Below are 26,042 nucleotides of genomic sequence, written 5' to 3'. Positions count from 1 at the left end.
TAGTCGAACAAAAAAAGGAGCAATATACATGTGTCAACAACTAAGTCAATTACCACTTGCAACACATATAGAAGAGCTTACAAAAGAATTAGTCCATATTAATAGCATTAATGGTACACATGGTGAGGGGAAAATCATTGAGTTCATCTATGAAAAAATGCAAGCATTCCCTTATTACCAAGAAAACCCTACATTTCTTTGGACGACAAATGTGAAGCATGATCCGATCGGACGCAAAAATCTCTTTGCATTCGTAAAAAGTCCTAATGAAACAAAGAAAACAATTATTTATCATGCCCATTTGGATACGGTCGATATAGAGGATTATGGTCATCTAAAGGAGTTTGCTTTTTCCCCTCACAAGCTTGAGGAGTTCTTTGGAAAATATGAAGGAAACGCTGAAGTACAAAAGGATGCTCAAAGTGGCGATTGGATGTTTGGACGTGGGGCTGTAGATATGAAAAGTGGTGCCGCTGTCCATGTGGCGAATATTCAGTATTTCACACAGCATCTTGAAGAATTAGATGGAAACCTACTTCTAATTTTAAATGGTGGTGAAGAGTCAGAGCATAATGGGATTATTGATGCATTAGATGAACTTAGTCATTTAAAAATAGCACATGGGTTGGATTTTCTAATGGCAATTAATACCGATTTTACAACACCATTATACGGGGATGATCCACATCGTTATATTTATACAGGCGTTGCTGGTAAGCTTCTTCCCGCATTCTATATCTACGGACGTGAGGTACATGTGGGTGATACATTAAGTGGTATCGACCCGAATTATATAGCAGCTAAAATTACTGAACGCATTCATAATAACTTAGCATTGACTGAGCAAATTACAGGTGAAACGATACTCCCACCTACTTGCTTATATCAGCGTGACACAAAGGAATCCTACACAGTTCAAACAGCATCTACAAGCCAAATTTATTTTAACTATTTTTTATATGAAGAATCTCCAGCTCATGTCGTCAGTAAACTAAAAGCTGTTACACAGCAGGCATGTACTGAAGCAGAGCAATACCTACAACTTCAATATGAAAAATATAGTGAATGGTCCAATGTCCCAAAACGCTCTTTGTCCTGGCATATTGAGGTGGTGACGTATGATGAACTGATTTCATACTTGAATGAAAAAGGTGTTCAAACTGAGGCTATTCTTGCAGAGGTAATGAAAAAGAATGAAGGAAAGGAATTACGCCAACAGTCATTTGCTCTTGTGGATGCCCTACAAAAGGCTGATCCAGAACATCAACCTCGTGTTGTCCTATTTTTTGCACCACCATTCTTACCACATAATTGTTTAAAGGAAAATGTGGAAAGAGATCAAGTATTGAAACAAACTATTGAGCATATTGTCAAAGAGGTTGCTATGGAAACAGGTGAGCTATTCCAAGTTAAACGCTTCTTCCCTTATTTAGCTGATGGTAGTTTCTTATCTATTCATGCGACAGAGGAAGAACTACAAGAATTGCTTCATAATTTTCCAGAATGGAATACCCTTTATCCCCTACCCTTTGACAAAATAAAAGCACTAAATATCCCTTCCGTTACAATGGGTGTATATGGGAAGGATGGACACAAATGGACTGAGAGAGTTTACAAACCTTACTCCTTTGGTGTTTTACCAAAACTCATACAGAAAACAACTAAAGCAATATTCCAATCAAACCATTAATCTAATCAAAACACCATTCGATTCATTAAGAATCGAATGGTGTTTTTTTATGTACCTACATTTTATTCGGGAAGCATTTCACTTTATCTACAGCTTCTAGTAATTTTTTGGTTACTATTTCCGATTCATCAATATGTTCTGTTAAAACTTTATTCGTTTCATCAAATAGCGCTGTTGTTGTTTGGAATTTACTCATAACATCCTCAGTCGATATTTTTTGACTATCAATATATTGTAGCAATTCCTTCACTTCACCCTGCACATTCATAATGATTTGGAGTAAAGCATTGATTTGCTCAGAAGTATCTGTACTTTTTTGTAGGCCCTCTGTTACTAGCTGCATATTATTTTTATTATCTTCATAGGCTTCAGAGATTTGTTCCTCTATTTTTTTCGTAAGGTTTACAATATCTTCTGTGCTTGACTTTGTATTTTCAGCTAATTTACGTACTTCTTCTGCAACAACTGAAAACCCTTTGCCATGTTCGCCAGCTCGTGCTGCTTCAATTGAGGCATTCAAAGCAAGTAAATTAGTTTGGTTGGAAATCTCACTAATCACTTTGACAATATCCGTTATTTGCTTTGATCGTTCACTTAAATGATTCATGCTATTTGTTGTTTTTCTTGATTGTTCACCTAGCTCATCAATAACATGCTGCACTTCCTTAACCGCTTGTTTGCTATCAATCGATAAAGAAACCATTTTATCTGATGAGACAATTAAAGAACTACCTTTTTCAAGTGCATGTCCAGATATGGTATTTGATTGTATTGTACTATCTTCTACTCTATTAAATTCTTTTAATATTTCAGTAACCATCTCTCCTAAAATGATATGCTGGTTATTGACTATATCATGTTGTCCAATCGTTGAAATTAGTTCTTTATGTAGTTCATTGAGGAAAATCTGAAATTCATGATCCTTCTTATCTAGCTTTGCATTCAGTTCATCAATTTTAGCCTTAAATTGCTCTATATCTTCTTTTTTTGATTGAAACATTGTTAACATAGCCTATCACCCCAGAAAGTAGATTATTGAATATGTATTTAGTTTACTGGATTTAAAGTGATTAATATACATTTTTAGAAAAAAACACTCACTTCTATCAGCGTAATCCCGATAAAAGTGAGTGTTTTATTTATTAATAAGCTAAACCGAATAAAGCTTTAATATGTGTTAAATAACGAATATTTGAAGCTTCTTTCATTAATGTTGCAGGAAGACCTTTAAGCTCTGTGTTGCTTGCGCCAATTGTAGCGACAGCATCTTTACGACCTAAGCTTGCAAGTGTGCCTGAGTTTACTGCTGAGAATGATTTCATCTCTTGGTTTTTGTATTGTGCAAATACATTATAACCAGCGCATTCACCCATTTGCCATGCAACTTGTGCAGTTGGAGCGTATAATGGACGACCTCCATCAGCAGGTAGAGCTACTGATGCATCACCAATAACAAATACATCTTCGTGAGAAGTAGATTGTAAGAATTCATTAATTGTTGCTTTACCACGATCAGCTGCTAAACCTGATTCACCTACGATTGGTAGTGGAGCTACCCCACCTGTCCATACAAGTGTGTTTGCAACGATTGGTTCACGATCTTTTAATGAAATAACATTGCCGTCAACACCCGTTACAGGCGTACCTGTAATAAATTCTACACCGCGTTTTGTTAAGCTTTCTGTAGCGCGTTGGATCAGTGTATCTGGAAGTACTGGTAAGATTTTTGGACCAGCTTCAACAAGTTTAATTTTAAGGTCAGCAAAGTTAACACCGTGTTTTGCAGCGATTTTCGGGAAGTTGTCCACAATTTCACCAACAAGCTCAACGCCTGTTAAACCGCCACCGCCAATAACGATTGTTGCATCTGCTTCATCTTTAGATTGTGCGTATGCTTTAATGCGGTCTTCGATATGCTTGTTAATTTTGTTAGCATCATTTACTGATTTAAGGACCATAGAGTTTTCTTCTAATCCTGGGATACCGAAGAATCCAGTTTGGCTACCTAAAGATACTACAAGCGTATCGTAAGTTAATGTATAGCCATTATCTAAATCAACTTTTTTATTATCTACATTGAATTTTGATACTTTTGCAATGTGTAAGTCGATATCTAAACCTTTAAAGATTTTTTTAAGTGGTAATGCAACAGCACCTTCTGCAATTGTACCACCTGCTAAACGGTGAAGCTCAGTGATAATTTGGTGTGTTGGGAATTGGTTTACTACAGTAATTTTAGCTTCATCAGCTGATAGATACTTACGTGCTGTTAATGCAGTTAAAACGCCAGCGTAACCTGCACCTAAGATGACGATTTCTTTTGACATGATTAATTAATCCTCCGTCCTTACGAATTGAATTTACCTTGAGTCTTATTTAGCTTTGCGTTCTGAGCTTACTTGTAAGAAAGCATTAACAAAACGGAAAACATTTTGAACTTGAGGGTCTTTTAACATTTTCACAAGACCAAATAAACCAATTACTTCTTGGCTTTCAGATGCACGGTCTTTCGCTTCAATTGCAGTTGCTGCAAGGTTTTTCGCAGAGCCTACTACAGGACCAGCCATTTCTGTTACTGCTCCAACAGTATCATTTTTAAGCACTTCGTCTGTTGCAACAGCTTGAGCAAACTCGTATGATTTCGTTAATAATGTCATCATTTCAGTTAACTTTGGTAATTGCTCAACTAAAGTTGTAAGTGATTCTTGAACTTCAGGCTTTAATAATTGATCTAGTACATCTAATTGCTCTTTACTCACAGTTACTTGTTCAGCCTGTGTTTGGTTATTCGTTTCTGACATTTTGAACTCTCCTTTGCCATCACTAGTACTATTTTTTATTGCTTACATGTAAAAAAGACCATTAAGGTAAAACTTAACAGTCGTTACAGCGTATATCTTACACAATCACCAGTCACAAGGGCTGGATAGCGATTCGTATGACTTGTTATTACAATGTTTACTTTAAATCGCAAAAAGCGCATCATAATACCATCCTTATCTTGTCTTGGTGACATTACAACCTTCATTATAAGACTGTTTGTACATTATTTCAATGAGCTATATCACAATTTCGACAATATTTTCAAAACTCATTGATTTTATCAACTATTAACTGTCTTACTATAATAAATTTTCCAAAGCATCATAATTTTTTATGATAATTCTTTTTCCTGTCATCTCTATATAACCTTCCTTTTGAAATGCAGATAAACGACGGCTTAATGTCTCTCTTGTAGTATTCAATAAAGAGGCTAAATCTTTTTTTGTAAGTGTCAATAAAAATGTATCGCTTCCTGCTGTAGCAGCAGATTTTAAAATAAAGGCAGCCAGTCTTTCACTTACCTCTTTAGAAACAGCTTCACTCAATTGATTTTCTGTCTCCTCTAATCGTGAGGAAAGCTGGGCAAGCATATGAAACAGCGTAACAGGCGTACCTGCTAAGATCTTCATCAGTTCCTCACCATCAAGTGAGCAAATTTCAGTTTTTTCTAGTGCCTCTACTGTCGATTTTTGCGGCTCATCATTAAACAATGTAACATCCCCAAAAAATTCTCCTGCTTCCAAAACTCTCATAACGTACTCCCGACCGTCTGTAGAAATATGAGATACTTTTGCACGGCCATACCTTACGATAAATAATTTTTTCTTCCGGTCACCTGCGAGTAAAATAATGTCTCCCTTATCAAAATGATGATGTGTAATAATGTGTGAGATTTCTTCCATTTCATGTGCTTTTAGATGTTGAAATATTGGTACCTTTGAAAAACAGTATTGTTTTTGACAGTTCATTTATCTACCTCCAAATTTGACATATATCACAGTAATTAATGTTATATTACCTTTATAATAGTGAGAATAATAATCATTTTCAATAAAAGGAGGATACATAAATGACTAAACAAACCTTAAACTACGAAAAAATGCCTGGTCATTGGCTCTTAGCGAGCTTAGGAAAAACGGTACTTCGCCCTGGTGGCATTCAAATGACATGTCAAATGCTTCAACATTTAGCCATTAAAGAACAGGACTATGTAGTAGAATTTGCACCTGGACTTGGCACTACTGCAAAAATGACATTAGCAAAAAATCCAACCTACATAGCCGTTGAACGTGATGAGGAAGCTGCAAAAAAGGTAAGAGAATATTTAAATGGGGATAATCAACGCTGTATCATTGGTAGTGCTGAGCAAACTGGTTTACCAGATGCATGGGCTACTGTTGTCTACGGTGAAGCCATGTTGACCATGCAATCAACTAAACAGAAAAATGCCATTATTAGCGAGGCAAAAAGACTATTAAAGCCTGGTGGTATCTATGCCATACATGAGATGTGCTTAACACCATCTACTATTACTAGCACTCAACGTGAAGAGATTCGTAAAGATTTAGTCCAAGCTATAAAGGTCAATGCCCTACCATTAACAGTAGAGGAATGGGAAGATGCTTTAAAGCAACATGGTTTTACTATAGAACATGTAGAAACGGCACCTATGCATCTCCTTTACCCGAAACGCTTAATTGAAGATGAAGGCTTATTCGGCGTTCTAAAAATCATCAAAAATGTAGTAATAAATTCGAAAGCTCGTAAGCGCGTACTTTTTATGCGTAAAACGTTTATGAAGCATAATCAAAACCTACAAGGCATCTCTATCATTGCGCGTCTGCCTTAATAACATCACTTAAAGTTCAGCTAAAAATGAAGCATAGAAAAAGCTCCATTCGCTAGGAGCTTTTTTATTTCAATTTAATCACAATCAAGCGAACATCTGTAATAGCTTCTAAGCTGTGCTTCTCAGATGGGTTTAAGGCTAAGATGGTATCCTGTGTTAAAATTTCTTCCACCCCTTCAATAATAAAGCGAACTTCCCCAAATTGAACAATAATTAAAACTTCATTGTCTGTATGATGCTCAGGAATTTTTTCACCTGCTCGCAATTGAATGTTTAAAACATCTGCACCCTCAATACTGCCCAATTTACCAATATGCTTTTTCTTCTCTTTTAGCATTGCTTGAACTTGTATAATTGTCATTGTCATTCCTCCCTATTCCATGTCATCATTTTTGCTTTTAATGGGTTTAAAATAAAACTATCGATTGCTAAAATTATTAGTACACTTATCAACGTCCAAGCGAATACTTTATCCGTATTAATATTGATGCGTGCCATTGTTAAAGCCGCTCCAATACCACTATTCGTTCCTAATAGTTCAGCCATAATGGTCATTCTTACTGCACCTCCTGCCGCCAGCGAACAGGCTGTAAAAAATGGCACCATCAGACTTGGTAATATGATGAAACGTAACTTTTGCCATGTTGATTTTTGATAGACGGTCGCCATTTGTAAGAGTTGATTATCTATTTGTCGATAACCATTAGCAATATTAATATAAAATGTTGGAAACACTAAAATACTTACGACAAATATTGGTATGATTGAATTAGTACCAAACCATACCATTGCAACTACGACTAAAATAATAGGTGGAATACCTAATAAAAATGCAATAACTGGGCGGAACATTTCATAAATAACTGCAAATCTACCCGCCAATAAACCCGATAAAATTGCCAAAAACATACCGATTGATAAACCTACTACCATACGAACCATTGTTAAATAAAGTTGATGAAGCAACTCACCACTTACTATAAGTTGCCATAGTGCTGTTAGTGTTTCATATGGAGAGGGTATTAAAATGCTCGGGAAATTTAAAGATAATAGTGTCCAAATGAGCACGATGCCACTGCAAGTGCTCATTTGAATAATCAAGCTTTTTTTACGGTTCATAATAGAAATCATCATCCGGTAATTGCCCACCAATAATATCTGGCGATAGTGAAGCTAGTTGTTCAAAGAAAAACTCAAGCTCTTCCTTGGCTTCTTGCGCCGTGACAAATTCGATATTTAAATAAGGTAATAATCCTGCAATAAAGGTTGGATCAAGCCCTTCTTGATACGATGCCAATAGCTCGCCAGCAGCTTCAGGATTATCTTTTAAAAATTGAATAGATTCCTCTATTTTTGCTTGTAGCAATGCTACAGTTTCTGGGTGCTCTTGAATTAATGCCTTATCCACAACAAGTCCAGCTTGAGGAATACGCGGTGCCTTTCCTGTTGCTGCTGCCCATTCCTCTTGTAGACTCATTGATTTTTGTAGGGCAATTCCCTCTTTTTTCGCCTTCGCAATAACAAGGGAAGCAGTATGCTCTGGTAATACAGCATATTGTGCTTTGCCAGCCGCTAATAATTGGACAACCTCCTGAGGAGTTGCTGTATATTCCACCGTTAAATCTTTCTCTATATCTAGCCCGTTTTTCTGTAATAAATACTGAAATACTAATGCTGGCATATCTCCCTTAAATGGTACATGGACCGTTTTACCTTTTAAATCCTCCCATGATATTGCTTCACCCTCTGGTCCAATAAAATATAAAATACCCCAAATTAATGTATTTACCAATTGAATGTCTACACCTTTATTGTAAAGGTTAGCACCTACATATGTTGGCACAGCAGACACTTGCACCTGACCTCCACTGATACGTGCACGTAATTCGTCAGGAGTATTCCAAGTTAGAAACTCAACATCCTCTGCACCTTCTAGTAACGATTTATCATCAATCATTTTATAGAGTGGTGCAGCAATCGAAATACCTGCCGGTGCCTGAATAGTCATTTTTTCAACCTTTGATACACTTGGTTGTTCAGTAGTAGCTTGTACACTTTTCTCTGGTTCTTGATCTTGCTTTGCTTTTTCTGTATTGCCACAAGCCGTTAAGACAACTGTAAGACATACTATTAAAAGACTTACTATAGGCCATTTTTTCATAGCATACTTTCTCCCTTATTTAAAGTTGTAATAATTGATATTCAATATTTTTTATATAATCAAAGTTACGATGTTTTCTTGGTGTATCTAAAACTATTTCCTTGTAGATTCCTTCATTTGCATACGCAATATTAATAATGCGGTCTGCTACCGTTGCAGCTTCTTCATAGTCATGAGTTACATAAAACATACCTACTTGCTCATTTTCTATTAAATCAATAAGGTCCTGCACAAGTTCTTTTTTTATCCAATAATCTAATGCTGAAAAAGGTTCATCCATCATAATAAGCTTAGGCTTGCATGCAAATGCTCTAACAATTGAAACTCGCTGCTTCATGCCACCAGATAATTGCTTAGGAAACGCATCCATTTCATTGTCAAGCTTAACGCGAGCTAATAGATTCATAATTTGAGATCTATCTACTACACCATTACAGCTAAATGTGACATTTTCATATAATGTACACCATGGTAATAACCTTGGTTCTTGAAATACATAACCCAATTTATCTGTGATGCATGTAATATGACCAGATGTTGGCTGTAGTACATTCGTTGCAAGATGTAAAAAGGTAGTTTTTCCACATCCTGAAGGTCCAACAATAGCCACCACTTCGCCTTCTTGCAAACTTAAATGACAATCTTTAATAATTTGCTTCGTTCCAAAAAATTTAGATACGTGTTCAAATTGAATTGCTGTTTTCATTGGCTATCCTTGCTTTTTTGCAATGATGGTAATGTGACCAAAATGATGGCGAGCATGATCAAAATGCTCAATTATTTCAAGGAAATATTGCTCATCATCCGAATTTTTCCGTGCATTTTCAATGATACGTATTAAACCATCTAAGCCCTCATCTCGTATAAGCCCTACCAAAGATACTAAGTGGAGTTCTCCAGTATGCACATCTACAGGTTTGAATCCTGTATTTTCAACTAAAGTTTGCCAATGCTGCTTTGATAGTGGCTGTGCCTTCACAACAATGACATTACGCAGTGCCTCAATTTCATCAGTAACACTTTCTTCACTTGATGCTTTAACAACTAAATCATGTGTTGCTAAAATACCGCCTGGCTTCAAAACCCTCCTATATTCAGCTAAAGCCTGTTCTTTTAATTCCTGTGGTAGCATTGTGAGCATCGCTTCATTTATAACCACATCGAAGGTTGCATCATCAAATGGTAATTGTGTAGCATTTCCTTGTTGAATTTGAACGAGATGCTGTACATTTTCACGAATAATAATTTCTTTTGCTTTTTGAACTGCCTCTTTATTAATATCAATTCCACTTACTTTAGCATTGTATGCTTTAGCAATATGTATTGCTGTCGCTCCTGTATTCGTAGCCACCTCTAGGACATGGCTATCTTCATGTAGCTGACAAGCCTCTAATATTCGGTTCGTAGCCTCCTTTCCACCTGGACGTAAAATTGTCTTTCCTAACTTCGCTAAAAAGAGATGTGTAGGTAAACGCTGTTCTGTCGAATTCATTTTTTCTCCTCCTCTGTCATCTATAGCTACACTATAAATGAGAATCATTATCAATGTATGTGACCCATATCACAATTAAAGGAGTTACCTCAAATAATGAGATAACTCCTTTAATTGTGTTGAAAAATAAAACAATCCATAGAGTTTTGGTGACAGGTGAAAATGGATTTCCGTTGCAGGCTACTTGCTTTCCTGTGGGCGAGCGCATAGCCGCTCCGTTTAGAGGCTTGCCTGTCTCACTATCCCACGGGAGTCAAGTAGCCTTCCACTCCAACCTACAAAATGTTACCTTTTTAGCAGAGGTTTTCAAATAAATGAAGGTGTTTACTACTCTTTATGAAGAGGTGTTGTCACTCATTAAGAATACAGATAATGGGCGATTTGATCGCTATGCTACTATGAAAAAAGTTAAGACATTTTGCAGAATGGTTGATTGGAGTGGAGCCAGCGTCACTCCTAGGGGATTTAGCGTCACAGAGGAGACCCTGGAGCGAACGGAAGTGAGTGAAGCGGCTCATCGGACGCCCCCTGGAAAGGACGCTGGCGGAACGGAAATCAACCCCCACCTTGCTAAAAGGTCGTTTTCTGCTAGTGACATGATCTTTTTTCAACAACATAAAAGGAGTTACCTCAAATAATGAGATAACTCCTTTTATAAAAAATTACATAATCATTAAGTTTTATTTATTTTCAACAGACAGCCAAAAGAAATTTGTTACTTCCTTTGCCGTCACATCTACTGAGCCTAGCAAAGTTTTACCGTCGCCATCTTTAAAATATCCTACTGTCATTAATGCCATAAAGTTATGAGCGAAAAATTTAGCATTTCCTTTTCGAATCGTGCCATTATCCATCTCCACTTGCATGGTCTGCTCTATTGTTTGATACATATCATTTTCAGATGCCTGTACTTGTTTCAGCTGTGGTTCCGATAAATTGATGGTTGCCTCTTTCATAAAATTTTTCATATCAATATCGATAGTCGCTGATAAATGAACTGCCACAAGCTGCTCTAATCGCTCTTTAAATGGTATAGGCTGCTCTAAAATTTCTAGGATAGATAGCTTGATTCGATCCATCATAGCAATTAATGCAGATGTATATAATTCACCTTTAGTTGGGTAGTAGTAATAGATAGTCGCCTTTGTTACGTTACAAGCTTTAGCTACATCATCCATCGAAATATTTTTGTAGCCTTCTTTAATAAAAAGTCTTGTGGCCGTTTCAAGGACAAGATCTTTTGTTGGTTTCGCATTTCCATCATGGCGAGGTCTCCCGAGAACACGCGGTGATTGTTTCAACAAGTTCGCCTCCTTAAATTAAGCATACTTTTTACACATAGTATAACATATGAATATTTCTAGGTTGATTAATTAACCTTCTAGTATATATAATTAAATCACTTACATGAAATGGAGGTCTTCTCATGAAAAAACATCCACTTGAGCAATGGGGCTCAATGGTTGCAAGTAAAAAGGGTCGCTTATTAGCATTAGCTTTTTGGGTGTTATTAGTAGTGGTGCTGTCGTTTGCATGGCCACAAATCAATAGTATAGAAAGTGAATCCGGTAAAAATTTACCTGATACTGAAATGTCTGAGCAAGCAGCGGCGATTATTGCTGAGCAATTCCCTAACGATGCTGGAACACCTTTATTACTAGTTTGGCATCGTGACAGTGGTCTTAGCATTGATGATTTTACGGCTATCCAAGGTGTTTATAGCGAGCTTCAGGCAAAGCCCTTAGCCCATCAAACAATGATCCCACCATTTGATCAAATGCCACCACAGGCTTTAATGACTTCCGCTTCCGAAAATGGCACAACGATTGTGACACCAGTGTTTTTTGAAAAAGATGTCGCTACAGATATGCTACAGGATAGTTTAGATCATCTGACAAAGGTAATGGAACGCTATCAAGTTCAATTAGATGAGAAATTATCCAGTGATGCACTCCATGTCCGCTATTCTGGACCAGTTGGGATTGCCACTGATGCTGTCAGTTTATTTTCACAGGCAGACGTGAAATTATTAATAGCAACCGTATTGCTCGTTTTAGTATTACTTATTATCATTTATCGTTCACCATTACTGGCTATTATTCCTTTAATTGTTGTAGGTCTTGCCTATGGTGTTATTAGTCCGACACTTGGTTTCTTTGCTGACCAAGGATGGATAGATAAGGATTCGCAAGCAGTATCCATTATGACTGTTTTACTCTTTGGTGCAGGTACTGACTATTGTTTATTTTTAATTTCTAAATATAGAGAAATTCTCTTAGATGTTGAGGATAAGACTGCTGCTATGAAGCTGACTGTCAAAGAATCAGGTGGTGCCATTTTAATGAGTGCTTTGACGGTTGTCATTGGTCTAGCTACTCTTAGTCTTGCTCATTATGGTGCATTCCAACGCTTTGCTGTGCCATTTAGCTTTGGCGTGCTTGTAATGGGAATTGCAGCACTTGTTGTCCTACCAGCTATTCTTGTCATAATAGGACGTGTAGCTTTCTTTCCCTTCATCCCTCGTACTGAGGAAATGGCAAATAAAAAAGGTAAAAAGCAGCATAAACCTTCACATAAGGTTAGTCATAAAATCGGACGTTTTGTTACACATAAACCATGGATTGTTATTGCTGTAACAGTCATTTTACTCGGGGGATTGGCAGCATTCGTTCCACGTATTCAATACACGTTTGATCTGCTTTCATCCTTCCCAAAAGATATGCCGTCCCGAGAAGGCTTTACTTTAATAGAAGAGAATTTTTCTCCTGGAGAGCTAGCTCCTGTTCAATTGGTTATTGATACTGAAGGTACCGATATTAATTTACAGCAACAACTTGCTGACATCTCTTATATTGATAGTGTTGCAGATGTACAAACTGGCGATAAAAATAAGGCTATTCAATTGTACGAATTAACTTTCAATGTCAACCCCTATGCAAAGGAATCATTAGCCCATATTCCTGAGCTTCAAGCTGAGGTAATTAAAATGTTGGAGGTACAGGGGCTCACTAGTGCTGAGAAGCATGTTTGGATTGGTGGAGAAACAGCCAGCCAATACGATACACAACAAATAACTAAGCGTGATGAGACCGTGATCATGCCAACCATGATTGCTTTAATCGCATTATTATTGTTTGTTTATTTACGCTCTATTACTGCTACGGTTTATTTATTAGCAACCGTTATTATTTCCTACTTTGGAGCATTAGGTGCTGGATGGCTAATTTTGCATCATATCATGGGTGCAGAAGCCATTTCTGGAGCTATACCACTGTATTCCTTCGTGTTCCTAGTAGCACTCGGAGAAGATTATAATATCTTTATGATCTCAGAAATTTGGAAAAAGCGTAAAACTGCTGATCATTTAACAGCTGTAGAAGAAGGTGTCGTCCGAACAGGAAGTGTTATTACATCCGCTGGACTCATCTTGGCAGGTACGTTTGCTGTGTTGGCAACTTTACCGATTCAGGTGCTTGTTCAATTTGGTGTCGTTACAGCCATCGGTGTGCTTCTCGATACATTTATTGTACGTCCATTGCTTGTACCAGCAATCACAACAGTACTAGGTAAATATGCATTTTGGCCAGGGAAGTTATTTAAAAAAGAGGCATAAACAGATAACACGGACATTAGATAAGTATGACTATCATACTTGCTAACATCCGTGTTTTTTCTATTAATACTATAAACATTTCATCATATAATTATACTAATTTAACTTTATTACTCTCCATTCAAATAAAGGAGTGGCATAAATGAACCTTCAAAAACTACAGCAACGCTTCCCATTATTAACCCCCTTTTCAGGTAAAACAGACGGAAACTATGTATTTAATTTTGACAACCATCTTTATGAAATTCCAGCACATACCGTGACACAAAGTGAATTTGAGCTGTTGCAAATTTTCTCAGATCCCATTGCCTTGCCACATGACTACGATAGGATTTGGCTAGATTATTTAACAGACCTAACGGATATTGCTCCATCTATCCTTCCTCTACATCGTTTGTTATTTCTTCACTTCGACAAAGATTTTACAGCACCTGCATTACTCCGCACAATCTTTGAAGCTTTACTAGGAAAAGATATTTTCATGCTATCCATACATCCACAATTATTTGTCATAATCGAATGTATTAAGGGTGATGAAATATTAAATTTTGCTCATTATCTTGATCCATTAATCGAGGATTTACAGGCTCATTTTAAGATTTTCGTATCTGATGTTATACCAGACGTAACGACGACTAAGGAGCGATTTAGCTGGTATGTCCACCTTCAACAATTTATTTGGACCTATACACCAAAGCATGTACTCACACAGCAGGAGATTTTAGTGCCATATGTCATGCAGCATATAGAGTCACATGAAAAGGAGATTTTTATTTCCTCTGTCTTAAAAAGTGCCACCTCTCAGCCTGAATTACTCCATACGATAAAGCAATTGATTGAATATGAAGGGAATATCACATTAGCTTCTAAAAAAATGTATATGCATCGCAATACACTACAAAATCGCTTAGAAAAATTTCAGCTATTGACGCAAAAGGACATTCGGCATTTTTCTCATCGACTAGATGTTTATTTCGCAATTATTTTCTTAGAATCACTTTAGGTTAACTGCACAATTAATGGCCTCAACACTGTGCACTGTTTCTCTATCACTCTGTGCTGAAGTTATTTACAATAAAATTATGTCTTACAAAGGGGTGTATATTATGGCGGAATTACGGTTAGAGCATATCTATAAAATTTACGATAAAAATATTCAGGCTGTAACTGATTTCAATCTGCATATTCATAATAAAGAATTCATTGTGTTTGTAGGTCCATCTGGCTGTGGAAAAACCACAACTTTGCGTATGATTGCTGGCTTAGAGGACATATCAAAAGGAGAACTCTATATTGATGATGTCCTAATGAATGATGTGGAGTCAAAAGATCGTAGTATTGCCATGGTATTTCAAAGCTATGCTTTATATCCACATATGACAGTCTATGATAATATGGCGTTTAGCTTAAAGCTCCGAAAGGTCGATAAAAAGGAAATAGATCACCGCGTCAAAGAGGCTGCTAAAATATTAGGTTTAGAGGATTATTTAAAAAGAAAGCCAAAAGCTTTATCAGGTGGACAACGTCAGCGTGTGGCTCTTGGTCGAGCTATTGTTAGAGACGCTAAAGTATTTTTAATGGATGAACCTCTTTCTAATTTGGATGCCAAATTACGTGTGCAAATGCGTGCTGAAATCCAGAAACTCCATCAACGAATTCAAACAACTACAATCTATGTTACGCATGACCAAACAGAGGCTATGACAATGGCTACTCGCCTCGTCGTGATGAAGGATGGTCTTATTCAACAAATCGGGACGCCAAAGGAAGTATATAATACACCTCATAACATGTTTGTGGCAGGCTTTATTGGTTCACCATCCATGAACTTATTCCATTGCCACCTTACAGAAACAGAGATCCTTTTAGGAGAGCAGAGCTTCCCTATCCCATCCATGTACGTACCATTGTTAAAGGAAAAAAATTATTTAGGGAAAGAGATTGTTATGGGTATACGTCCTGAGGATTTACAAATTACGGATGTCGTTTCTCCTTTTGCTTTTAAGGCAACTATTGATGTTACTGAATTACTAGGTGCAGAAACTTATCTTTATTGTTCTTTAAACAATCAAAATTTCATTGCACGCGTACAGGCTGACAATAATTTACACCCATCCGATAGGGTTTCCTTTGTCATGAGGGAGGAAAAAATCCACTTCTTTGACCCTGAAACAGAAGAGCGCCTTTAAGCATACACTCTAGCGACTACAGCTGAATCGAAACCAAAAACGAAGACGATACTATGGGATAATAGATCGCCTTCGTTTACTTTATTTTATTTTTTCGTTTCGCCACTTTTTTATGCAGCCCTTGAATGACTGAACGTGTTTCGTCTAAATAGTCAACTGTCTGCTCATAGGCACTCGTCACGACTCCCATAAATAAAATATCAATGACGAGTAGTTGGGCAAGGCGTGAGGAGGTTGCACCACTTCTAAAAGTAGCTTCAACATTTGGAGATACATATAAGCAAATGTCCGCTAAACTAGCTGCTAAAGAACTACCATAGCGCGTTAAACTAATTGTAGTTGCCGGTGTTTCCCTAGCTATCTCAAGAATTTTAGCCACTTCATGTGTTTCTCCAGAAAAGGAAATGCCCACTACGACATCTCCCTCCTGTGCATTGACTACCGCTGTAGCTCCTAAATGTAGGTCCATAAAAGCTCTACTATTTTTATTGATTCTTAAAAATTTTTGATCTGCATCCATTGCTGCTATACCTGAAGCACCCACTCCAAAAAATATAATTTTACGAGCTTGTGATAAAGCAGTGACGGCACGCTCTAATTCAACTATATCTATTAAATTAGCTGTTTGTGCCAAAATTTCACTACTTTGCATCGTCACCTTTTCTACAATCGATGGCAATGCTTCATTTGCCTCAATATCCCGATCTACTGTTTTCGTATGTTGTAAATCACCAGCGATACGTAATTTCAGCTCTTGAACACCACTTATATTTAACGATTTACACAGACGAATGACAGCCGCACTACTTGTATGACTTGCTTCTCCCAATTCAACCGCAGTCATTTTAATTGCCTGTGTTGGGTAGTCTAAAATAAAGCTCGCTACCTTTTTTTCTGAAGGAGGTAGCTTCTCTCGCATTTCTGCAAGCATAATTAAGCCAGCATTTATTTTGTCCATTCTTCCATCCTCATCTCTTGTTGAATGGAGGTTTCCATTCACATCTCGCATCAAAACTTTCTTCATTCCACTGCTCTACGTACATGCCCTTCGGATTGGGCTAGTAATTCCGTTGCTTCTTCTATTGTTGTATTCGTCAGTAGCATCACAATCGATAGCTTCACTTGAAAATTAGTTTGCTCCAAAACACTTTCAGCCTGACTATAAGCAACACCTGTCACATCACAAACTATTTGTTTGGCTCGCTCTCGCAATTTAAAGTTACTAGCATGGACATCCACCATTAAATTTTTATAGACTTTGCCAAGCTTGATCATTGTGGCTGTTGTAATCATATTCAGTATTTGTTTATGGGCAGTGGCAGCCTTTAATCTTGTAGACCCTGTCAAAATTTCAGGACCAGTAATCACCTCTATCGCAATGTCCGTATACTGACTAATGGCAGAATGAGAATTACTAACTAAGCTGATGGTTTTCGCTCCTATTTGCTGCGCGTATATTAATGCCCCCTTCACAAAAGGTGTTCTACCACTTGCCGCTATTCCAATCACTACATCGCGGTTTGTTAGCTGTCGTTTCTTTAATTCTGCTTCGCCTAATGACAGATCATCCTCCGCTCCTTCTACGGCAATCATGACTGCCTCTTCCCCACCAGCCAATATTGCCTGTACAAGCGCTGGTAAGGTACTAAATGTGGGCGGACATTCCACTGCATCAAGCAAACCAATTCGCCCACTCGTCCCTGCACCTATATAAAATAAACGGCCACCATTCTTCAGTGCATGAACAGTAGCTGTAATAGCTTGTTCAATCTCAGGTAAAACTTTGGCTATGGCTAACGGTATTTTTTTATCCTCTTCATTCATCAGCTTTACAATTTCAGCAGTGGACATTAAATCTAGATTTGTCGTATCTGGATGGTAGCCTTCAGTCGTCAGTTTTGTCATGCGTTCCATTGAATTTAAATCCCTCCCGCGCTCTTTTCATGGATGCTCATCCAAGTTCCCTTTACCGTTTGCTGTAAAGCTTCTGTCATTTGAATCCCCTCACTCAAAAGCCCATTAATGAAAGCCCCAATAACAGGTGGCACTTCAGGTTGTATGAGCCGATTATGCCTAGTTGCTAGCCGTAATGTCTCTTGAAAACATTGCTTAAAATAAAGATTTTCAAATAAACCTCCACATATGACAATAGGCCAATTTTTCACTTGTGGTTCTTTTTTCAGCATCGTTTGGAGGAATTGCACTAAATGATGAACAGCCTGTTCGATAATATTCTTTGCTTTATCATTCTGTTGTTCAGCTAAACTTAACACCGTCCGAGCTATAGAGGCTATGAGGACACGTGGTTGTGGATGCTCATAAACATGGGTAATGATGTCAGTAGGATTTGTTAATGTTAACTGCTCTAAAATGGCCGCAGTAAAGACATCTCCATTCATGCCAAAAACATCATAATGCTGAGCAATTACACGCAATGCCTCTTGCCCAATATAGTAGCCACTGCCTTCATCTCCAAATAAATAACCCCATCCTCCAACACGACTAACTTGATGATCTTTCCTGACAGCGTATACAATGGAGCCTGTGCCTGCTATTACAACGAGCCCTTGCTGGGTAAATGTACCGCTAGTAAGAGCCGCTACTGCATCATTGGTGATCGTTACCTTACAAGAGCTAGCAGGGAAAATGAAACCAATCCATTGCTCCCAGCGGACTTTATCTACTTGTCGATCTCCTCCTGCCACACATAAGAACACAGTCGAAACATCACTCTTTGTCGCAGCTATCTTTTGTAATAACTGGGCTAGTAGATGCTCAATCTGTATCCTTACCACGTTTGGTGGTGTCGCCTTCATATTCGTTCCGACTCCTTCAACAACCGCCAGCACTTCTCCTTCTTTCGTTCCAATTACTGCGCGAGTTCTCGTCCCGCCTCCATCTACCGCAATAATGTATTGTCTATTTAATAGCACCAGCCGTCAGCCCTTCCATAAATTGCTTTGAAGCAATAAAGAATAATAGGATCATTGGTAATGATGCTAATGTTAGGCCTGCAAACAGCGAGCCCCAATCTGCGGAATGTTCCCCAAAGAGTGACATCATCCCAACTGGTATCGTCCGTTTCATTTTCTCTGTAATAAAAATAAGCGGGAAGAAAAAATCATTCCATGCAGCGATAAAGTTAATAATGACGACTGTTCCAAGTGCTGGTCTCATTAACGGTAATACCACATGCCAAAGGACTCTTAAGTTTCCTGCCCCATCTATACGGGCAGCCTCCTCCAGCTCATAAGGCATCGTTTTAAAAAAGCCTGTTAAGATCAGCATGGATAATGGTATGCCTGTCGCCATATTCATCAAAATTAAAGACCATAAGGAATTAATTAATCCTAAATCACGCATTAAAATAAAGAGCGGTACAATACCTAGCTTTATAGGGATCATCATGCCTAATAAAAAAATAAAAAACAATGCATGATTCCAAGAAAATTGAAAGCGAGCAATATAAAATGAAGCCAATGAACAAACAACAACAATCAATACAACAGATACAACGCTAACAAACAGGCTGTTTAAAAAATACGTTGTAAATGGGATTTTAGATAATAATGTACGGTAAGTCTCTAAGCTAAAGCTAGTTGGTAAGCCTAATGGATTTTTGTAAATGTCCACGCTTTTTTTAAATGAAGATAAAATCATTAACAAAATGGGATATAAACTAATGGTCGCCACCGTAAATACCACAAGATAATAAAAAGGTCGAACCCATATTGCACCTTGCTTCACTATATTCACCCCTTACATTTGGACATCCCTTTTATTGGCCAAGCGTAAAAACACCGTGGTACAAACTAAAATAAATAGGAATAGTACCGTTGCTAGCGCAGAACCTAGCCCAATAGCTGTCGCTCCAGAAGCTGTAGAGCTACCAAATGCCAAGCGATAGAAAAACACAGCTAAAGTATCTGTAGAATAATATGGCTCTCCCATGGAGCCCTGCATCGCATATACAAGCTCAAATGCCTCAAAGGACTGGATAAACGTTAAAATTCCCATGATCATAATAGATGGCACCATTAATGGCAAATAAATAGTGCGTAATAATGTAAAGCCTTTGGCACCATCCAATTTTGCTGCTTCAACTAACTCACTTGGAATTCCTTGAAAGCCAGCTAAAAATATTAAAACGCCAAAACCAAGCCCAAACCAACAATTCACTAAAATAATCGCTATTAAAGCTGTTCCAGGATCTCCAAGCCAAGCCTTTTGTAAGGTTTCAAGACCCAATTTCTCTAAAATAACATTTAAGGTACCAAAATTAGGATTTAAGATGAGCTTCCATAAGAAACCTACTACGATTACTGATAATAATCGTGGTAGAAAGAAAGCCGCCTTAAAAAACGCCGCTCCCTTAACTTTTTGGTAGATAATAAATGCAAGAAAGAATGCTAATCCATTCATCACTACCATTTGCAAAACAAAATACAGGACATTATGTTTGAAGGCGTTCCAAAACATAGAGCTATAAGGTTCTGTCGTAAAAAGCGTCACAAAATTTTGGAAGCCAATGAAACCACCACGAGCCATCCCTTTCCATTCAAAAAAACTATAGGATAAAGCTGCTACTATCGGATAAAGCACAAACATTCCGTATACTATTAGTGCAGGAATTGGGAAAAGATGTATTGTCCATTTTGCCCATGATTTCCTCTTTCTTGACGATGAAGCTGTAGATTCTTTCATGTTGAACAGCCCCCTTTCATCATAATGAGACAACAAGACCCCTATACACCTTAGTGGAGTTTCAGGGGTCTATCTTAATACATTACTTATTGCTGAAAGGGCGTAAACCAAGCTTTAGCGTTTTCCTGTACTTTTTTGGCTACCTCTTCAGGCGTTACCTGATCTAAGTACATGCCCTGTAGCTCACTCTCAAGCAAGCTCTTTGTTGTCGGGTCCCCACCAGTAAAATTAGTCACCCACATATATGGTGTTGCTTCATTAGCAGTCGAGTTACTAATGTCATTTAGCAAGGCGTCATCAGAAGTAATGCCAGGAATAGCACTGATCATAGAAAATTCCCTCACAAACAGTTCACCAAATTCCTTTGTTGTTAAAAACGCTAAAAATTCTTTAGCTGCTTCTTTATTTTTTGAATTTGCATTGATCGCAAATGAACCATCTACCCAAGTTGTCACTGTTTTATGACCTTCTTTTGAAGGAATCGGGAAATACCCTAAATCTAAATCTGGATTCATTTCTAAGACAACAGGAATTTCCCAGCTACCGAGCGGGAACATCGCTGCATCCTCTAAAGCGAACAATGTACGAATATCATCCATTCCCAAGCCTTCTGAATTAGCTGGAAAATACTTTTTCAAGTCGTTCATCACTTGTATAGATTCGATAAACTGAGCGTCTGAGAAATCCTTTTCTCCCGTAAGCACTGCTTGATAGAAATCATTTCCTTCATAAATAGCGGGGCCCACAATACCGTGTAGCAACGATAATAACCAACCTTCTTTTGTACCCATTGCAATGGGTGTAATGCCCTTTTCTAATAATTGATCATTTAAGGCTATAAATTCATCCCATGTAGTAGGAACTTCGAGATTATTATCTTTAAAAATCTTTTTATTATAGAAAAATTGCGTTGAGCTTAAATTAATTGGTACACCATACTGATTCCCTTGCTCATCACGTGAAGCCATTAATGCCTCTTCAGGATATGCACGCAAACCGCTTAAGTCATTTATTTTCTCAACATAACCCGCCTCTGCAAGCTTCAACCCAGCTGCATATGGACGCAAGTGGAAAATATCTGGTCCTTCCCCCGCTTGTAATGCTGTATTGAGGACTGTGTTATATTCTGTATTTTTAGTTGGGTTAAAGGAAATGTGTATATCAGGATGTTGTTCATTAAATAAAGCAATTACTTTTTCATATTTGGCAACATCTTCTGTCCGCCAACTCCCTATTGTTAGGGAAACCTCTTCTGTTTTCGGCCCGTCTTCTTTACCAGGTGTTGTTGCGTTCGTTGATTTCTTATCAGTGTTACAGCCTACTAAAGCTACAACGAGTAATAAAAGAAACGGCAATAACCATTTACTCTTTTGTCTCATACCAACAGATCCACCCTTCATATCAGTAATTTTTCATAAATCATCGTATGAAGCTTCTCCCGAATCCTTCGCAGCTTTGTATTTCTCCCATAATGCACCGCATTCGTTAAGAAAATAACAAATGCTTTTTGAATAGGGTCCATCCAAATACTCGTGCCTGTAAATCCTGTATGACCAAATGAGTTCTTGCTCCACCTCCTACCAAAACAAAGTGATGTATCGTCCCCTCTCCATACTTCAAAACCAAGTCCCCTATTTTTGAATGTTTTTGTATAGGTAAGCTCCATCCATTCATATGGAATAACCGTTTGTTGCCTGATCCCTAAAAAAATTTCCGCATACTTTGCTAAATCCTCTGCGCACGAAAACAAGCCTGCACTCCCAGCAACCCCATCGAGTAATAGAGCTTTTTCATCATGAACAATCCCCTGAACAAATTTCCCTGCAAACATTTCAGTTGATGCCGCAAGCCTTCTTTGTTGCTCCTGCAATCGAAAACGAGTATGGTGCATGCCCCATGGCTTAAAAATCTCTTGCTCTACAAAACTGTTGAATGAACACCCAGTAACCTGTTCAATCACCTTTCCTAGTAGAATCATGCCTAAATCACTATATACCACCTGTTTATTTGGCTGACACACTACTTCACTTGCCATTATCTCCTGCATGATGTCACGTCTGTGATTCCGCTCTACCACTGGTGTTAAATCTGCCGGTAGCCCTGAGCAATGCTGTAATAACTGTTGAATCGTTATATCTGGGTAATGAAATGTAGGCAAAAATGTTTGAACAGGCTCTCTTAATGTTAATTGATTTCGACTTATCAACAGTAAAATAGCTGGTACTGTAGCTACAACCTTCGTTAAGGAAGCTAAATCAAACAGCGTATGATTTACAATAGCTTGCTTGCTACCATCCTCAGCTGTATAGGCTCCATAACTGCCTGTTAATAGCCTGTTTTGTTGCTGTTGAACAATTAATACAGCTCCTGGCAGTTCCTTTTCGTTCACTAAGTCATTGATATATGCATCTACCACGAAAGCACCTCATTATATAAAAATCTAAATTTTCTGTAAATTATTATTATCATATAAAATAAAATGATGAAAAATAACAACAATCCTAAAATTTTTTTTCAAATAAACATATAAAAAACCCCCTTCGTTGGTAGGCACTGACTACCTTTTTTGAGACAGTAAGAAAACACCTTTTAAACTGCCAGTTGACGGTATTTTACCGGCGACTGGTTGTTTAGTTTCGTTTGGATACGGATATTGTTATAATAGTGTATATATTCTTCGACGATTCGAATCACACAAGCATTAGACGTGCTGTGTATTCCGTCGAGATAGAACGTTTCGGACTTTAGCGAGGAGTGAAACGTTTCGATTGGGGAATTATCAGCGGGCGTGCCTTTGCGGGACATGCTCATGGTAATTCCTTTTTCTTTTACTGCTGCTTGATAAACATAGGACGTATACACAGAGCCCTGATCGCTATGCAGAATGATATCCTCAGGCAGCTGCTTCAATTGAGCGAGCGTATCTAAGATAAACGTTGTATCTTGTGTATCACCGACTGTATAGGCAATGATTTCACCATTGTATAAATCCATGATGCTTGAAAGATATAACATCGACTGACCAAAAGGCAAGTAAGTAATATCGGTTACGAGCTTCTGGAGGGGTGCTGTTGCCTTAAAATCACGGGCTAATGTATTGTCTGCTATGTCCGCTGGTTGACCGGTACGTTTACGCTTTTTTACTTTGACACGACAAGACCAATTATATTTTTGCATCACTCTTTGTACCGTTTTTTCTGCAATTTCTGGAAATAAAGTGGCGATTTTACGATAGCCATAACGATATTTATGGGCTGCACAAGCTTCACCAATCGCTTGATCTCGACTATCTTTATTGGACAGTATTCCACGTTGTTTTCGCCAACGGTAATAGGTCGCCCTTGCCACGCCCATATGTGCACAAATAGTTTGAATAGACATGGTTCCTTTTAATTCTTCTACGAGGTCTACGAATGCTTGTCCAACCACTTCCTCTCCAGTTCTTTGTACTTTTTTAGTACTTCAATTTGTTGTTTTAAGAAACGAATTTCAGCTTGTAAACGTGCCTCCTCTGTATCGTATTCAGGACCTTTACCAAATGAATATTGTTTCCCAACCGGTTGTTGTAATCGTTGATGCTCTCCTTCACGATACCATTTCATCCACACTTTTAGTTGCGTATGATTTTTAATATTTAATTGCTCAAGCACTTCCTTCACTGGCACACCAGCTAACCTCATTTCAATCGCTTTCATTTTTATCTCAATTGGATAACTTACTCTTGTACCCATAGAAAAAACACCTCCACGTTGATTGTTTGGTATTCAATACCCGTTTTTCAACGAAAGGTGTTTTTATTTGTCTCATATTTTTAGGTCAGTGCAGTAAATGTTTTACCTATAAAGGGGGTTCTGTTCATTATTTAGTTGGTTTTTTTAAATCCATTGAAGCTGCTGTGCTTTCAACTTTTACACGTTTTAAGAAGAAGGCAAGTACTACTGCAATCACTGTTATACCCGCTGCAATTAAGAAGGAGTGTGTAATACCATCTAATAAGGCAGTTTGCATAATCTGATCTTGCATTTGTTGCATTTGCTCTGCTGTAGGTGCCGCTCCTGATTGTGCAGCATTCGCTTTGGCTTCTACAATTAATTCTTCTGCTTTTGCTTTTGTACGGTTATTCATAAATGTAACTAAAATCGCACTACCGATTGCTCCTGATACCTGCTGTAATGTATTGTTAATAGCTGTACCATGAGGATTCATAATTTGTGGTAGTTGATTTAAACCGTTTGTCATAATTGGCATCATGACCATCGACATACCAAACATACGAATTGTATACATTGATACGATATATGTGTAGCTTGAATCAATTTCTAATTTTGTTAAACCAAATGTTGCGATTGTTGTGATTGTTAAGCCAATAATGGCCAACACACGAGGACCAAATTTATCGAAAAGCTTACCAGTGATTGGTGACATAATCCCCATAACAAGTGCCCCTGGAAGCATCATTAAGCCCGCCTCAAATGGTTCAATACCACGAATAGATTGTACGTATGCTGGTGTTAAAATCATCCCTGAGAACATCGCCATAGAGATAATAACTGAGATGACAGACCCTAAAGCAAACATTGGGTATTTATAAATACGTAATTCCAGAAGTGGCTCATCCATTTTCAACTGCTTAATGATAAAAATTATTAAAGCGATGAAGCCAACTGTAATTGTTCCATATACCCATGGACTTGACCAGCCTTTATCCCCCGCTGTACTAAAGCCGTATAAAATACCACCGAATGCAACTGTTGATAAAAGGACTGAAGGGAAATCTAAGTGAACTTCACGTGTCTCCATCACGTTTCTTAGTTTCCACACACCAAATAATAAACTAATTATTGCAAATGGAATAATCATTTGGAAGAGCATACGCCAATCATGATGCTCCACAATGTAGCCTGATAATGTAGGACCAATTGCTGGCGCCATGATCATTACTAAACCAAAGATCCCCATCGCTGCTCCACGCTTCTCTTTCGGGAAGCTTGTTAGCATAACATTCATTAAAAGTGGTGACATACTAGAAGCCCCAGCTGCTTGCACCATACGACCTGCTAGCAGCACACCAAAGTTTGGCGCAAAGCCTGCCATAATTGTACCGATTGTAAAGATGGACATCGCTGTTATAAATAGATGTCTATTTTTAAAGCGTGTCACAAAGAATGCTGAAGCGGGCACTAAAATACCGCTCACGAGCATATACCCTGTTGCTAACCATTGTACCTTTGAATAGGTAATCCCAAAATCCTTCATGATTGTTGGTAATGCCACATTCAACAATGTGTTGTTTAGAAAAGCAACAAAAGCACCCACAAATAGAATAGCTATCATGCCGTAAGGGGGCTTTTTCATTGTTTGCTCACTATTCATTTATATCCCTCAATTCTTTCTTGTGTTTTGCGATAAAACTTATTTTATACTCGTAGTCTACTTTTTTCAACAAATAAGTTTATATTTTTTATAAACGTTGATATGCAAGGGTTTTAAGTGTAGAATAAGAGTATAATAATATAAAAAA

At 37.8% G+C, this 26,042-nt stretch carries 24 protein-coding genes; 5 read left to right on the top strand and 19 right to left on the bottom strand.

Annotated features, from left to right (window positions below; all coding sequences use genetic code 11):
• Positions 1–28 precede the first annotated feature (28 nt).
• Positions 29–1,690: a M20/M25/M40 family metallo-hydrolase gene (locus AC6BKE_RS03945; RefSeq protein ID WP_340809707.1), complete on the top strand. Its 1,662-nt coding sequence runs from the start codon at positions 29–31 to the stop codon at positions 1,688–1,690.
• A gap of 55 nt (positions 1,691–1,745) precedes the next feature.
• Here the strand turns inward: AC6BKE_RS03945 and AC6BKE_RS03940 are convergent, their stop codons facing one another.
• The 4 genes from AC6BKE_RS03940 to AC6BKE_RS03925 form a co-directional block, all read right to left on the bottom strand.
• Positions 1,746–2,699, bottom strand: a complete 954-nt coding sequence (locus AC6BKE_RS03940) for a methyl-accepting chemotaxis protein (RefSeq protein WP_036118002.1) — start codon at positions 2,697–2,699, stop codon at positions 1,746–1,748.
• A 133-nt stretch (positions 2,700–2,832) separates the two neighbouring features.
• On the bottom strand, positions 2,833–4,017 hold the full coding sequence (locus tag AC6BKE_RS03935) for an NAD(P)/FAD-dependent oxidoreductase (protein ID WP_340809706.1): 1,185 nt from the start codon (positions 4,015–4,017) through the stop codon (positions 2,833–2,835).
• A gap of 45 nt (positions 4,018–4,062) precedes the next feature.
• On the bottom strand, positions 4,063–4,491 hold the full coding sequence (locus AC6BKE_RS03930) for a helical membrane plugin domain-containing protein (protein ID WP_036118008.1): 429 nt from the start codon (positions 4,489–4,491) through the stop codon (positions 4,063–4,065).
• Positions 4,492–4,812: 321 nt separating this feature from the next.
• Positions 4,813–5,481, bottom strand: coding sequence for a Crp/Fnr family transcriptional regulator (locus AC6BKE_RS03925; protein WP_340809705.1), 669 nt, complete (start codon positions 5,479–5,481; stop codon positions 4,813–4,815).
• A gap of 101 nt (positions 5,482–5,582) precedes the next feature.
• Here AC6BKE_RS03925 and AC6BKE_RS03920 point away from each other — a divergent pair, with 101 nt between their 5' ends.
• Positions 5,583–6,362, top strand: a complete 780-nt coding sequence (locus AC6BKE_RS03920) for a class I SAM-dependent methyltransferase (protein ID WP_058843992.1) — start codon at positions 5,583–5,585, stop codon at positions 6,360–6,362.
• 64 nt (positions 6,363–6,426) lie between these two features.
• On the opposite strand, the gene AC6BKE_RS03915 is transcribed toward AC6BKE_RS03920, so the two are convergent.
• The 6 genes from AC6BKE_RS03915 to AC6BKE_RS03890 all read right to left on the bottom strand — a co-directional run bounded on the left by AC6BKE_RS03915 (position 6,427) and on the right by AC6BKE_RS03890 (position 11,316).
• Positions 6,427–6,723 (bottom strand): cupin domain-containing protein, encoded by a 297-nt coding sequence (locus AC6BKE_RS03915; protein WP_036118016.1) that lies wholly within the window; start codon positions 6,721–6,723, stop codon positions 6,427–6,429.
• Positions 6,724–6,725: 2 nt separating this feature from the next.
• Positions 6,726–7,496, bottom strand: coding sequence for an ABC transporter permease (locus AC6BKE_RS03910; RefSeq protein WP_036118019.1), 771 nt, complete (start codon positions 7,494–7,496; stop codon positions 6,726–6,728).
• Positions 7,471–8,523, bottom strand: coding sequence for an ABC transporter substrate-binding protein (locus tag AC6BKE_RS03905; protein ID WP_271912144.1), 1,053 nt, complete (start codon positions 8,521–8,523; stop codon positions 7,471–7,473). Before AC6BKE_RS03905 ends, AC6BKE_RS03910 begins: the two co-directional genes overlap by 26 nt.
• A 19-nt stretch (positions 8,524–8,542) precedes the next feature.
• The gene (locus AC6BKE_RS03900; protein WP_036118022.1) at positions 8,543–9,229 is read right to left on the bottom strand and encodes an ABC transporter ATP-binding protein; all 687 of its coding nucleotides are present in this window, start codon (positions 9,227–9,229) and stop codon (positions 8,543–8,545) included.
• A 3-nt stretch (positions 9,230–9,232) separates the two neighbouring features.
• Positions 9,233–10,015, bottom strand: a complete 783-nt coding sequence (locus AC6BKE_RS03895) for a class I SAM-dependent methyltransferase (RefSeq protein WP_036118025.1) — start codon at positions 10,013–10,015, stop codon at positions 9,233–9,235.
• 680 nt (positions 10,016–10,695) lie between these two features.
• Positions 10,696–11,316, bottom strand: a complete 621-nt coding sequence (locus tag AC6BKE_RS03890) for a TetR/AcrR family transcriptional regulator (protein ID WP_089934964.1) — start codon at positions 11,314–11,316, stop codon at positions 10,696–10,698.
• Between the two features lie 125 nt (positions 11,317–11,441).
• On the opposite strand from AC6BKE_RS03890, the gene AC6BKE_RS03885 reads away from it, so the two are divergent.
• The 3 genes from AC6BKE_RS03885 (at position 11,442) to AC6BKE_RS03875 (ending at position 15,817) form a co-directional block, all read left to right on the top strand.
• Complete coding sequence (locus tag AC6BKE_RS03885) at positions 11,442–13,628, top strand: MMPL family transporter (protein ID WP_271912142.1); 2,187 nt, start codon at positions 11,442–11,444, stop codon at positions 13,626–13,628.
• 142 nt (positions 13,629–13,770) lie between these two features.
• Entirely contained in the window at positions 13,771–14,631 is an 861-nt protein-coding gene (locus AC6BKE_RS03880) for a PucR family transcriptional regulator (RefSeq protein WP_089934960.1), read from the top strand.
• 103 nt (positions 14,632–14,734) lie between these two features.
• Positions 14,735–15,817 carry an ABC transporter ATP-binding protein gene (locus AC6BKE_RS03875; protein ID WP_089934958.1) on the top strand — a complete coding sequence of 361 codons (1,083 nt, stop codon included), beginning with the start codon at positions 14,735–14,737 and terminating at the stop codon, positions 15,815–15,817.
• Between the two features lie 76 nt (positions 15,818–15,893).
• Here AC6BKE_RS03875 and AC6BKE_RS03870 read toward each other — a convergent pair whose 3' ends face one another.
• The 9 genes from AC6BKE_RS03870 to AC6BKE_RS03830 form a co-directional block, all read right to left on the bottom strand.
• Positions 15,894–16,775 (bottom strand): MurR/RpiR family transcriptional regulator, encoded by an 882-nt coding sequence (locus AC6BKE_RS03870; RefSeq protein WP_058844875.1) that lies wholly within the window; start codon positions 16,773–16,775, stop codon positions 15,894–15,896.
• Positions 16,776–16,837: 62 nt separating this feature from the next.
• Positions 16,838–17,731, bottom strand: coding sequence for an N-acetylmuramic acid 6-phosphate etherase (gene murQ, locus AC6BKE_RS03865; protein ID WP_271912137.1), 894 nt, complete (start codon positions 17,729–17,731; stop codon positions 16,838–16,840).
• Positions 17,732–17,736: 5 nt separating this feature from the next.
• Complete coding sequence (locus tag AC6BKE_RS03860; protein WP_271912135.1) at positions 17,737–18,750, bottom strand: N-acetylglucosamine kinase; 1,014 nt, start codon at positions 18,748–18,750, stop codon at positions 17,737–17,739.
• Entirely contained in the window at positions 18,737–19,564 is an 828-nt protein-coding gene (locus AC6BKE_RS03855) for a carbohydrate ABC transporter permease (protein WP_051891576.1), read from the bottom strand. The genes AC6BKE_RS03860 and AC6BKE_RS03855 overlap by 14 nt, the downstream gene beginning before the upstream one ends.
• 12 nt (positions 19,565–19,576) lie before the next feature.
• Positions 19,577–20,521 carry a carbohydrate ABC transporter permease gene (locus tag AC6BKE_RS03850; RefSeq protein WP_058844868.1) on the bottom strand — a complete coding sequence of 315 codons (945 nt, stop codon included), beginning with the start codon at positions 20,519–20,521 and terminating at the stop codon, positions 19,577–19,579.
• Between the two features lie 86 nt (positions 20,522–20,607).
• Positions 20,608–21,921 carry an ABC transporter substrate-binding protein gene (locus AC6BKE_RS03845; protein ID WP_196243723.1) on the bottom strand — a complete coding sequence of 438 codons (1,314 nt, stop codon included), beginning with the start codon at positions 21,919–21,921 and terminating at the stop codon, positions 20,608–20,610.
• Positions 21,918–22,937: a serine hydrolase domain-containing protein gene (locus AC6BKE_RS03840; RefSeq protein WP_499855870.1), complete on the bottom strand. Its 1,020-nt coding sequence runs from the start codon at positions 22,935–22,937 to the stop codon at positions 21,918–21,920. Before AC6BKE_RS03840 ends, AC6BKE_RS03845 begins: the two co-directional genes overlap by 4 nt.
• Positions 22,938–23,110: 173 nt before the next feature.
• A protein-coding gene (locus AC6BKE_RS03835; RefSeq protein ID WP_499855869.1) for an IS3 family transposase occupies positions 23,111–24,252 on the bottom strand; the annotation gives its coding sequence in 2 pieces (ribosomal slippage) (positions 23,111–23,979 and positions 23,979–24,252; 1,143 coding nt in all).
• A 127-nt stretch (positions 24,253–24,379) separates the two neighbouring features.
• Positions 24,380–25,894, bottom strand: coding sequence for a DHA2 family efflux MFS transporter permease subunit (locus tag AC6BKE_RS03830; RefSeq protein WP_036118147.1), 1,515 nt, complete (start codon positions 25,892–25,894; stop codon positions 24,380–24,382).
• Positions 25,895–26,042: the final 148 nt, after the last annotated feature.

This window comes from Lysinibacillus sp. COL-1, assembly GCF_059814265.1.
This window is presented reverse-complemented; position numbering and strand designations above follow the sequence as displayed.

Bases quoted from the DNA above. Each gene is read 5' to 3' on its own strand.
- AC6BKE_RS03920 (WP_058843992.1), top strand. From the start codon at position 5,583: ATGACTAAACAAACCTTAAACTACGAAAAAATGCCTGGTCATTGGCTC.
- AC6BKE_RS03885 (WP_271912142.1), top strand. From the start codon at position 11,442: ATGAAAAAACATCCACTTGAGCAATGGGGCTCAATGGTTGCAAGTAAA.
- AC6BKE_RS03845 (WP_196243723.1), bottom strand. From the start codon at position 21,921: ATGAAGGGTGGATCTGTTGGTATGAGACAAAAGAGTAAATGGTTATTG.
- AC6BKE_RS03935 (WP_340809706.1), bottom strand. From the start codon at position 4,017: ATGTCAAAAGAAATCGTCATCTTAGGTGCAGGTTACGCTGGCGTTTTA.
- murQ (WP_271912137.1), bottom strand. From the start codon at position 17,731: ATGGAACGCATGACAAAACTGACGACTGAAGGCTACCATCCAGATACG.
- AC6BKE_RS03905 (WP_271912144.1), bottom strand. From the start codon at position 8,523: ATGAAAAAATGGCCTATAGTAAGTCTTTTAATAGTATGTCTTACAGTT.
- AC6BKE_RS03830 (WP_036118147.1), bottom strand. From the start codon at position 25,894: ATGAATAGTGAGCAAACAATGAAAAAGCCCCCTTACGGCATGATAGCT.
- AC6BKE_RS03945 (WP_340809707.1), top strand. From the start codon at position 29: ATGTGTCAACAACTAAGTCAATTACCACTTGCAACACATATAGAAGAG.
- AC6BKE_RS03895 (WP_036118025.1), bottom strand. From the start codon at position 10,015: ATGAATTCGACAGAACAGCGTTTACCTACACATCTCTTTTTAGCGAAG.
- AC6BKE_RS03925 (WP_340809705.1), bottom strand. From the start codon at position 5,481: ATGAACTGTCAAAAACAATACTGTTTTTCAAAGGTACCAATATTTCAA.
- AC6BKE_RS03940 (WP_036118002.1), bottom strand. From the start codon at position 2,699: ATGTTAACAATGTTTCAATCAAAAAAAGAAGATATAGAGCAATTTAAG.
- AC6BKE_RS03910 (WP_036118019.1), bottom strand. From the start codon at position 7,496: ATGATGATTTCTATTATGAACCGTAAAAAAAGCTTGATTATTCAAATG.
- AC6BKE_RS03875 (WP_089934958.1), top strand. From the start codon at position 14,735: ATGGCGGAATTACGGTTAGAGCATATCTATAAAATTTACGATAAAAAT.
- AC6BKE_RS03850 (WP_058844868.1), bottom strand. From the start codon at position 20,521: ATGAAAGAATCTACAGCTTCATCGTCAAGAAAGAGGAAATCATGGGCA.
- AC6BKE_RS03880 (WP_089934960.1), top strand. From the start codon at position 13,771: ATGAACCTTCAAAAACTACAGCAACGCTTCCCATTATTAACCCCCTTT.
- AC6BKE_RS03900 (WP_036118022.1), bottom strand. From the start codon at position 9,229: ATGAAAACAGCAATTCAATTTGAACACGTATCTAAATTTTTTGGAACG.
- AC6BKE_RS03870 (WP_058844875.1), bottom strand. From the start codon at position 16,775: ATGGACAAAATAAATGCTGGCTTAATTATGCTTGCAGAAATGCGAGAG.
- AC6BKE_RS03915 (WP_036118016.1), bottom strand. From the start codon at position 6,723: ATGACAATTATACAAGTTCAAGCAATGCTAAAAGAGAAGAAAAAGCAT.
- AC6BKE_RS03930 (WP_036118008.1), bottom strand. From the start codon at position 4,491: ATGTCAGAAACGAATAACCAAACACAGGCTGAACAAGTAACTGTGAGT.